The following is a 6873-nucleotide window of genomic DNA, read 5'->3' on the forward strand; positions in this document are numbered from 1 at the left end:
GCCATCAGACTCGCTCGAAAGCGAATCCAACCCGCACACATCATCGCATGGTCACTTTGGCGTAGAGCTCACCAGGCCGCCGCCCAGCGCGCGCACTTCAAAACAAAAAGACAACTGTAATGCTAGACTTGGCGAAACATGTTTTTCAGGCGCATGGCGCAGACCCTGGCGGCGATGTTGTTTTCCGCAAACAGCTGCGTCGTGACAAAGTGTTGGCTTTCTTTGCCCAGCAGCCTGCGTGCCTGGTAGCGATGGAAGCCTGCGCCAGCGCCCATCACTGGGCTCGTGAGATTGGCAAGCTGGGTCATACAGTGCGACTGATTCCACCGGCCTATGTAAAGCCGTTTGTTAAGCGCCAAAAAAACGATATGGCCGATGCGGAAGCGATTTGCGAAGCATCCCAACGCCCCACCATGCGCTTTGCCGCCGTGAAGAGTGAGGACCAGCAGGCGAGCGCGGTCGTGTTTCGCGCTCGCGATCTTTTGGTCCGGCAACGTACCCAGATCATAAACGCGTTGCGAGGTCACCTCGCCGAATACGGCCTGGTCGTTGCAAAGGGGGCCTCCAATGTCGGCGCGCTGGTTGAGCACGCGAAAGCTTCCGGGAGCAGCGTGCCAACGGCGGCGCAACCGGCGCTCGATATCCTGGTCAAGATGCGGGCGGTGCTGGAAGAGCAAATCAAGCAGCTCGATATTGAGATCGCGCGACGAGCTCGAGAAGAGGAAATTGCTCGACGGCTTATGACGGTTCCTGGAATAGGCCCAATCACGGCGACAGCTCTGATGGCGCTAGCGCCTGAGCCGGAAAACTTCAAACGTGGCCGGGATTTCGCTGCGTGGTTGGGGTTGACCCCGCTGCAACGTTCCACTGGTGGAAAACAGAAGCTCGGTCAAATATCGAAAATGGGTGAGCGAACGCTGCGGCGTCTCCTCATCATCGGGGCGAGTGCGGTGGTGAATCTGGCTCGCCGACGCGGTCCATCGCAAGGGACATGGCTGGAGCGCATGCTCGCTCGTAAGCCGCCCATGCTTGTCGCCGTCGCTCTCGCCAACAAGATGGCTCGCACCGTTTGGGCTTTGATGGTCAACGGTGGGGTCTACAAAGCTCCGGTCGCAGCGGCTTAATCGCTTAGCTTAATCGCTTAGTCCGCCCGACCAGAGGTCGTCGAGGAGGTAGGAAGGTCAAACGGAAGGTACGGCGCAACAGTCGATGGGACGGGGTCGGGAAAACCAGTACATGCCCAGGTGCTTCCAAGTACGCCGCTGTGATTTGGACCTGATCCGCGAACTCCCATACGGGCCCGCGACATATGACGGTCGCAATAAAGGCCGGACAGATGTCAGCACCCGACTACGCGCAACACCTAATCGAACGATTCTTCTTGCATCCACCGGGGCGTCCACAGATGGGCATGTGGTTCAACGCGTCAGCGTTGTCCTTCATGTCCACAGCCTTCGCGGCCTGCATCCGTTCGCGCCAGACCGCCATCGGCGTACGATAGCCGAGTGCCTGATGAAGGCGACGATCGTTGTAGAAGGCGATCCAGTTTGCAATGCCTGCCTTGGCCTCGCGGCCGTCGGCATAGCCCTTGAGATAGATGTCCTCATGCTTGAGCGACCGCCACAGCCGCTCGATGAAGACGTTGTCCATCCAACGACCGCGGCCATCCATGGAGATCTTGATCCCTGCGCCCGCCAGCGCGCCGGTGAAGGCCGCGCACTGGTGAATTGGCTGCCTTGGTCGGTGTTGAAAATCTCTGGCGTGCCGTACTTCGCCAGCGCCTCTTCCAGAGCCGCCACGCAGAACGAGACGTCCATCGTGTTCGACAATCGCCACGCCAGAACCGCACGGCTCGCCAAGTCGATGATGGCGACGAGATAAAGAAAGCCGCAGCCGATGGGCAGATACGTGATGTCGGCCGCCCATACCTGGTTTGGCCGGTCGATTGTCAAGTTGCGCAACAGATAGGGATAGATCTTGTGGCCCGGCGCTGGCCTCGTCGTGTTCGGCCTTGGTCCCAGCGCCGCGATGCCCATCTTGCGCATCAACCGCTGCACGCGCTTGCGATTGACCTGAAGCCCCTCAGCCTTCAGCATCGCGGTCATTCGCCGCGAGCCCAGGAACGGCCAGGCGGTGAACGAGCTCGTCGATTTGCCGCATCAGGGCAAGGTCGTTGTCGTTGGCCGGCCGTGGCGGTCGGTAGACCCCAGAGCGCGCAATGCCAAGCAGCATGCATTGCCGGCGGATCGACAGCGCCTTGTCGGCGCGATCGAGCATTCCTCGACGGTCCGGCGTGCTGATCTTCCGGACCTCCGCGCTAAAAAGATCCTATGAGGACTGCCGCGCCTCGGATCCTCGGTTACGATCGGCGCGTCACTCGAACCGGAGCACCATGCGATGTCGATCAGAACACAGCACTCGACCACAGTTGACACGGTTTACGCCGCGATCGAACTCAGCAAGAAGAGCTGGGTTCTAAGCATAGCGCATCCTGATCGCGACCGTCCCAGCATCCACCGTATCGCGGGAGGCGATTTTGACCAACTCATGGCGCGTCTGCGGGCGGCATCGAAGAACGGACGCCGCGTCTTGGTTTGCTACTGGGCTGGTTATGACGGGTTCTGGCTCGCTCGTTCGCTCGCCAGGCAGCAGATCGAATGCCGGGTTCTCGACCCGGCCAGTATCCAGGTCAATCGAAGAGCGAGGCGCGTCAAGACCGATCGGATCGACGTGCTGGCGCTTCTGCGAGCGCTGATTGCCATCGATCGTGGCGACCGTCATATCTGCGCTGCGGTTCGCGTACCCTCGATCAAAGAGGAAGACGCCCGTCGCTCTCATCGCGAACGTCAACGCCTGGTTCGAGAGCGCACAGGGCACATCAACCGGATCAAGGGGCTCCTGTTCGCGCAGGGCGTCCGTGGCATCGAGCCGCAACTGCGCCGGACTCGGATCGACTTCTCGGCGCTGCGGACCGCAGAAGGACATCCGCTGCCAGAACGGCTGCGGCGTGAATTGGAACGGGAATATGTTCGGCTCGAATTGGTCGAGACGCAGATCCGTGAGGCGGAGAGAGAGCGCGATACTGCCGACGCGCAATCACCAGCCATCGAACGCAAACGACAGTTGCTCATCAGCTTGCAGGGGATCGGCGGTGTCAGCGCAGCCATTCTAGCACGTGAGGTGTTCACCCGCACCTTCGCCAACCGACGTCAACTCGGCTCCTATCTTGGGCTGACGCCGAGCGCCTATGACAGCGGCTCAATGACACGCTCGCAAGGGATATCGAAGGCCGGCAACAGTTGGGCTCGCCGCGTGTTGATCGAGATCGCTTGGCTCTGGCGGAATATCAGCCGGCAAGCCCGCTCTCGCGCTGGTACGTCGAAAAGACGAAAAATCAGTCGCCGCGCATCCGACGGATCATGCTGATCGCGCTCGCGCGAAAACTCGCGATCACCCTCTGGCGCTATGTCGAGACCGGCGTTGTGCCGGAGGGCGTTAATGTGCCGCCCACCGCACCAGCAAAGGTTTGATTGAAGAGATCGCTGAGCTTCAAAGCCGATCGGCCGCGAAGACGGGGCGACGGGCGTCGAGGCAGCGATTGGCGTCTTTCACGGCGCCGGTAAAAAGTGTGAACTTGTCACCTCGATCGTCTGAAATGTGCATGCAGGATTGTGGCAAGCCGTCATGGAGCTGCCGGATATAAGTTGATGCGCCAAGCGTACGACCGCACCACAGAAGATCGATCCCATCGCTGAAACCATCCGATCGGAAAAAACGACGGCTTCCGGCCGACAATGATGACCAGACTGTTCTCCGGTCCATTGCAAAATTGGCCGGAATGAAAAAGCATGTCCTCCTTGACAAGCAGGCGCTCATATAAATCGCGCTCGACTGTCAGTTGTCCGATCTTGGCGTGCAGCTTCTCGATCTCGCGTTCGCGCGTTTCCTCGCTCTCCCGCCCGACACCCGCGTCAAAGGCCCGGGCCGCCTGGTCCAGCAGCTGCTTCTTCCACGCATAGATCTGGTTCGGATGCACCTCGTAGCGCTGCGCCGGATCCGCCTCCGTCGCCTGCTCCCACACCGCCTCCAGCGCAATCTTCGCCTTCAACGCCGCGTCGATCTTCCGTCGTGTCTTCTTCGTCATCATGCCCTCCGTCTATCAAACGGAGCGGCCCTTTTCCAACTTAGCCTCTGGTCCCAAAATCGGGGTCCATTTCAGTTATTGTTGCCCGACGCTGGGTCGTCGAACGCACGTTGGCATGGCTCAACCGCTGCCGACGTCTCGCCAAAGATTGGGAGGCCTCCGTCACCTCGGCTGAAGCATGGCTCCTTATTGCGTCAACTCGACAACTGGTGCGCCGCATCGCCAGATCGGCCAACGTCAAGTCATGAATTTTGAGTCAGATTCTTAGCTACAATCGCAACCAGTCTTTCGCGCAATTCGGGACCGACGGTATTACATTTGGCGCTTCTCACCGTATGATAACCCTAGAGATGATGGAGGGGCAACGTGTCGACTCGGTTGATGACGCGCTTAAGTAAAAGTGGGAGTGCTGCTATCATCGCTCAGAGCGGCTATAGAATCATCAGCGTGCGTTTACGCGCGGCCGAATTCGATGCGTTTTCGCAGCAGTTGCGTGTGCTTGGGCTGACCAACAGTATGGCGCTGCGAATTGCGGTCCGCAGGATCGGCGGATTTATTGAGATTGGCGATGAGACTCGGGATGATCTTCGGGCGATCACCTGTCACATCGGCAACATTGCCCAAGCACTCAGGGAACTAAGCCGAGTTGCTAACCGTGACGCCACCTTCGACATCGAAAGGTTCGAGAGGCACAGGCAACACTTTGGTCAGGAATTTTCCGCGCTCGACGCCCTGCTCCGCACAATATTGAACGTATCGCGACGGCGAGAGGACGGTCGTAGGCGACTGCAGGAGCTCATGCAGGGCGATAGCACTCATGAACACGATCATTAGGCAACCAAAGTGCCTCATCCGCAAGCAATCGTAAGAATTGTGCCTCGAGGCGGCTCTCGGAGCGCCCAGCAAATCCGAAATCAGCTGCAATACCTTTCGCGCAACGGAGCCGTTGATCTTCTACGTTCCGAACGTCATCAAGGCGTTTTGCTGCCATATGACCAACTCGACCAGTTTGCCCAAAGTTGGGCCGTGCAGACCGGCAACTATCAGGCCGGTCAGTCGGTCGCAGAAAGCAATCAGGACCTGACAACTCATATCATCATCAGCTTCCCGCCCGGCACAGATGCCAACCATGCGCATGCTGCCGGTCGTGCATGGACCGAAAGAATGTTTGGTTCAGGTCACAATGGCGGTTCATTTGACTACATCACGGCGTTCCATATCGATCGGCCGCATCCACACTTGCATGCAGTCGTCAATCGACGGGCACAGGAAGGCCATTGGCTGAAGATCTCGCGCCGCAATCCTCATCACAACTACGATAATATGCGCGCCGTATTGGTTGATGCAGCCGATGATCATGGCATTGAATTGGATGCGACACGTCGTGCCGACCGAGGCATTATGGAGCGTCCGATTACTTATGCGGAATTCCGACGCAGGCAGAGGGTTAGAGAAGCCGTCGTAATTCAACCGGAACCTGAGCCCGATATTCCTGTTAGTCCTAGAGGCCACCCCGGACCGCCGAACCTTGAACGCGACGGCAGGACCTCCGAAGCCCTTCAATCAGCACGTGGCGGTCGCCGGGCATTCCAAGCGTCCACGAGCACTGCGGAAGTGGACGACCGCGCAAATACGGGGGCCATTGTTCAGGGAAACGAAGCACAAGACACGGGCCCCAGTGCATCAGATGTAGGTGGTGTTGAACTCCGGCGCGAAACTCGGCAGCGCCGCGGCCGCGAGCCCGAAGGCGGCGACGGCCAGCCGACTTCGCTCGCTCGCCCACGGCAGCGCCGCCGTTTCGCGCCATCCATCATCGAAACGCGCGCCCAGCGAGCGGCCCGTGAACAGCGCCAGACCGAAGAAGATGCGGCGGAAGGTAATGTTCGGGGAGGCGCAGCACAAGACGCGGACCCCAGTGCATCAAATGTAGGTGGTGTTGAACTCCAGCGCGAAACTCAGCGGCGCCGCGGCCGCGAGCCCGAAGGCGGCGACGGCCAGCCGACTTCGCTCGCTCGCCCACGGCAGCGCCGCCGTTTCGCGCCATCCATCATCGAAACGCGCGCCCAGCGCGCGGCCCGTGAACAGCGCCAGACCGAAGAAGATGCGGCGGAAGGTAATGTTCGGGGAGGCGAAGCACAAGACGCGGACCCCAGTGCATCAAATGTAGGTGGTGTTGAACTCCAGCGCGAAACTCAGCGGCGCCGCGGCCGCGAGCCCGAAGGCGGCGACGGCCAGCCCACTTCGCTCGAGCGGCCACGCCAGCGCCGTCGTTTCCCGCCATCCATCATCGAAACTCGCGGCCAGCGCGCGGCCCGTGAACAGCGCGAGGCAGACGAACGCGCGAGGCGACATCGCCGCCGCGAGCCTGAACCTGAGGATCTCGATCCCAATCAACCACTGCGACTTCGCAGCCGACGTGCGATCGTACGATCGCACGATGAAGAGCGGGGCGGATCTCGGTGAGGATTGTGCCGAGTGGACGTTGTGAGCCGCCCCGGGTTTGCCGGAGGTGACCTTGCCCCACGGGCTTAATCCAGTTTGAAGTTCGTTCGTAACGGGTATGAGCTCCCACGTCTGTCAATCGGCGTTCAAATTTGACCCCCGTATTGCCTCACCTGAGGATGTTACTTTCGCTTGACGGATGTAGCTCCGACTGTCGGCCGGTCCGAGGTTGCGTCATTGCTCGCAGGATCGGAGGGACTGGGGACGTCGCGGAGTGCCCATCACAC

At 60.0% G+C, this 6873-nt stretch carries 9 protein-coding genes and 3 pseudogenes; 5 read left to right on the forward strand and 7 right to left on the reverse strand.

Going from position 1 to position 6873, the window contains the following annotated elements; genetic code table 11:
• Positions 1–119: 119 nt before the first annotated feature.
• Complete coding sequence (locus tag ACZIRK_RS44155) at positions 120–1124, forward strand: IS110 family RNA-guided transposase (protein ID WP_474419720.1); 1005 nt, start codon at positions 120–122, stop codon at positions 1122–1124.
• A gap of 226 nt (positions 1125–1350) precedes the next feature.
• Here the strand turns inward: ACZIRK_RS44155 and ACZIRK_RS44160 are convergent, their stop codons facing one another.
• The 3 genes and pseudogenes from ACZIRK_RS44160 to ACZIRK_RS44170 all read right to left on the reverse strand — a co-directional run bounded on the left by ACZIRK_RS44160 (position 1351) and on the right by ACZIRK_RS44170 (position 2277).
• Positions 1351–1836, reverse strand: a complete 486-nt coding sequence (locus ACZIRK_RS44160) for an integrase core domain-containing protein (protein WP_474419721.1) — start codon at positions 1834–1836, stop codon at positions 1351–1353.
• Positions 1776–2105, reverse strand: a pseudogene (locus tag ACZIRK_RS44165) (DDE-type integrase/transposase/recombinase); the annotation flags it as partial. The gene ACZIRK_RS44160 and the pseudogene ACZIRK_RS44165, both read right to left, overlap by 61 nt.
• Positions 2083–2277, reverse strand: a complete 195-nt coding sequence (locus ACZIRK_RS44170) for a hypothetical protein (protein ID WP_474419723.1) — start codon at positions 2275–2277, stop codon at positions 2083–2085. The gene ACZIRK_RS44170 and the pseudogene ACZIRK_RS44165, both read right to left, overlap by 23 nt.
• Before the next feature lie 120 nt (positions 2278–2397).
• Between ACZIRK_RS44170 and ACZIRK_RS44175 the strand changes: the two genes are divergently transcribed.
• Entirely contained in the window at positions 2398–3426 is a 1029-nt protein-coding gene (locus ACZIRK_RS44175; RefSeq protein ID WP_474419725.1) for an IS110 family RNA-guided transposase, read from the forward strand.
• Between the two features lie 256 nt (positions 3427–3682).
• On the opposite strand, the gene ACZIRK_RS44180 is transcribed toward ACZIRK_RS44175, so the two are convergent.
• Entirely contained in the window at positions 3683–4144 is a 462-nt protein-coding gene (locus tag ACZIRK_RS44180) for a transposase (protein ID WP_165435656.1), read from the reverse strand.
• Between the two features lie 77 nt (positions 4145–4221).
• Between ACZIRK_RS44180 and ACZIRK_RS44185 the strand changes: the two are divergent.
• From ACZIRK_RS44185 to ACZIRK_RS44195, 3 genes and pseudogenes are all read left to right on the forward strand, one after another.
• Positions 4222–4392 (forward strand): annotated as a pseudogene (locus ACZIRK_RS44185) (transposase); the annotation flags it as partial.
• A gap of 118 nt (positions 4393–4510) precedes the next feature.
• Entirely contained in the window at positions 4511–4978 is a 468-nt protein-coding gene (gene virD1, locus ACZIRK_RS44190; RefSeq protein ID WP_245475244.1) for a T-DNA border endonuclease subunit VirD1, read from the forward strand.
• Positions 4979–5170: 192 nt separating this feature from the next.
• Positions 5171–5443: pseudogene (locus ACZIRK_RS44195) on the forward strand (relaxase/mobilization nuclease domain-containing protein); the annotation flags it as partial.
• A 384-nt stretch (positions 5444–5827) separates the two neighbouring features.
• Here ACZIRK_RS44195 and ACZIRK_RS44200 read toward each other — a convergent pair.
• Genes ACZIRK_RS44200 through ACZIRK_RS44210 form a run of 3 tightly spaced genes read right to left on the reverse strand, consistent with a single transcriptional unit; the run spans position 5828 to position 6538 of the window.
• Positions 5828–6046, reverse strand: a complete 219-nt coding sequence (locus ACZIRK_RS44200; protein WP_474419726.1) for a hypothetical protein — start codon at positions 6044–6046, stop codon at positions 5828–5830.
• 18 nt (positions 6047–6064) lie between these two features.
• Positions 6065–6283 (reverse strand): hypothetical protein, encoded by a 219-nt coding sequence (locus ACZIRK_RS44205; protein ID WP_474419727.1) that lies wholly within the window; start codon positions 6281–6283, stop codon positions 6065–6067.
• A gap of 18 nt (positions 6284–6301) precedes the next feature.
• Positions 6302–6538: a hypothetical protein gene (locus ACZIRK_RS44210; protein ID WP_463703220.1), complete on the reverse strand. Its 237-nt coding sequence runs from the start codon at positions 6536–6538 to the stop codon at positions 6302–6304.
• Positions 6539–6873 lie beyond the last annotated feature (335 nt).

Source organism: Bradyrhizobium sp. Leo114 (assembly GCF_055229415.2).